Consider the following 2,047-nt stretch of genomic DNA (forward strand, 5'->3'; position numbering starts at 1 on the left):
CTGGCGATTGCGCACGATGAGTTCACTCAAGAAAAAGTCATCACCAAAATGAATGCACTGCAGCACCCGCTCTTCATTCGTGGTGACATTGCCGTAAGGGATGTGTCATGAACACGCTAACGATGCACATTGATGGTAAGCCGCGCACCTTCTATCAAGCAAATCTCAACTACTCCATAGAACAGCTGGCCCATACGTTCAGTTGCTCAATTGAGCCTATGAGTATTGAAAGCCCGTTGTCGGTTGAGTTCTTCCTTAACGACAAGTCGATTCTGATTGGTCAGATTGATGGTGTGGATTCAAACACCGATTCAAGCGCTCACGCTGTTTCCATTTCTGGCCGTTCAAAGAGTGCCAACATGATTGATTCGCGTATCACGATGGACGCGCTTTATAACTTGAACGTGGAAGAGCTACTTCGCCATGTCGCCAAGCCATTTGGTTTGAAAGTGAAAAGTCTGGTGAAAAGTATGCCAGTCATCCCCGAGTTTCAGATAAATGCGGAATCCCCTGTAGAGAACGTGGCGCAACTCATTCGAGAGCAAGGTTTTATGTTGGTTGAGCGCAGTGGCGTGTTAACCATTGAAAACACCGCACATGCAACTATCAGTAACATAGGCCTAGAAACGGGCAATAACATCGATAGCCTGAACATCAAGCGCACCTTCAATCAGCAATTCCACACCATTGATGTGCAAGGCCAATGGGATGACGCAAGCGCACAGGTCATCAACCCAAACGTCGATAGCTCACGCACTATGGTGATCACCTGTGACCAGTTACAAAACCGTGAAGCTTGCCTGTCTCGTGCTAAATATGAGCGCAACCTTGCCATTGCTCAAAGCCTGACTGCATCAAACACGATTGCCGACATATTCCCTGAGTTGGCCATTGATGGATTAAACCGTGTGATTCGAGTCGCTGACCAAGAGCAAAGCTTCAGTGAGATGTTGGTGATCAAGTCGCTTGGCCTATCTGTGTCTGAAAGCTCTACGGAAACGTCGGTTGAGTTATTCAGACCGTTTAAGGAGCAAAGTTATGTCTAGTGCTCTGCAGCAGCAACAGCGATTAATGGCCAGAATTAAAAACGTGATTGGCACCGGCACTGTCACAGGTGCAACCACAGGCCGATTACAAATCAAGACCGCGACAGGCCGAACCAACGACAAGATAAAACGCGTGCACAACTACGGGTTTATGAGTCGCCCACTACCAGGTGCGAAAACTTACAACCTCTTCATTGGTGGAACCACATCTCGCGGCATCACCGTAAACGTAGAAGACGAACGCCACCAAATAGATTTGCAGCCTGGTGAAGTTGCGATACTCGATGACAAAGGCAACCTTGTTCATTTCACAGACCAAGGCATCAAGGTGACATCACCAACCAAGTTGTTGGTAGATACTCCTGAAAGCGAATTCACAGGTAATGTCACTGTTGGTGGGAATATCACTGCTAATGGAAAAGTGGAAGGTAAACAAGGTGGTACTTTCGCAGGAGTCAGCAGTGAAAACCACGACCACGACTACAAAGACGACGGGACAAACAGAACCACCAAGGGGCCAAATAAAGGATGAGTCATTTCAATTTAACCGCCCTAACGGCACCACTCAGTTCTAAAGAGGGGCTAACCCATGCTGTGCTTCAGAGTGTTTACAACTATGCCGAATCGACTCAAAACGATCGCGCCCGTATGGCAAGTAATGAGCGCGGTGGCACTTGGAGCAATGAGTTGATAAACGTGGTCGGCTCTCGTGATTGGACGCTCAAACGAGCAAAGCTCACAGACGAAACATTAAGCCTCGCGAAACGGTTTTGTGAAGAGTCGCTTGCTTGGCTCATTACCGATGGCCACGCCAAAGCAGTTGAAGTTTCAGTATGGCGAGAGAAGCCAAACCAAATGGGTCGCAATGTGATGATCACCCTAACTGATGGCTCTCAGTTCGATGTTCCACTTTCAAAGGTTAACCAATGAGTACACAAAGAAGCTTAGATGAGTTAATAGCTCGCGCAGAAGCCAATCTGGTGTCTGCGACAGGGCAAAAC

Annotated in this window: 3 protein-coding genes; all 3 read left to right on the forward strand. The window is 47.9% G+C overall.

The genetic code is table 11. The features are described 5' to 3' along the window. The first annotated feature begins 107 nt into the window (after nt 1-107). From AB4496_RS23345 to AB4496_RS23355, 3 genes are read left to right on the forward strand one after another with little or no spacing between them, the layout of a single operon-like run. Nucleotides 108-1,046, forward strand: a complete 939-nt coding sequence (locus AB4496_RS23345; protein WP_102258111.1) for a phage tail protein — start codon at nt 108-110, stop codon at nt 1,044-1,046. Then, nucleotides 1,039-1,578: a phage baseplate assembly protein gene (locus tag AB4496_RS23350; protein ID WP_102258110.1), complete on the forward strand. Its 540-nt coding sequence runs from the start codon at nt 1,039-1,041 to the stop codon at nt 1,576-1,578. The genes AB4496_RS23345 and AB4496_RS23350 overlap by 8 nt, the downstream gene beginning before the upstream one ends. Then, the gene (locus AB4496_RS23355) at nt 1,575-1,976 is read left to right on the forward strand and encodes a phage GP46 family protein (protein WP_102258109.1); all 402 of its coding nucleotides are present in this window, start codon (nt 1,575-1,577) and stop codon (nt 1,974-1,976) included. The genes AB4496_RS23350 and AB4496_RS23355 overlap by 4 nt, the downstream gene beginning before the upstream one ends. Nucleotides 1,977-2,047 lie beyond the last annotated feature (71 nt).

The sequence above is a fragment of the Vibrio sp. 10N.222.46.A1 genome (assembly GCF_041473595.1).
GTDB classification, from domain to species: domain Bacteria; phylum Pseudomonadota; class Gammaproteobacteria; order Enterobacterales; family Vibrionaceae; genus Vibrio; species Vibrio tasmaniensis_A.

Coding starts and splice junctions, on each gene's coding strand:
- AB4496_RS23345 (WP_102258111.1), top strand. CDS start 108: ATGAACACGCTAACGATGCACATTGATGGTAAGCCGCGCACCTTCTAT.
- AB4496_RS23355 (WP_102258109.1), top strand. CDS start 1,575: ATGAGTCATTTCAATTTAACCGCCCTAACGGCACCACTCAGTTCTAAA.
- AB4496_RS23350 (WP_102258110.1), top strand. CDS start 1,039: ATGTCTAGTGCTCTGCAGCAGCAACAGCGATTAATGGCCAGAATTAAA.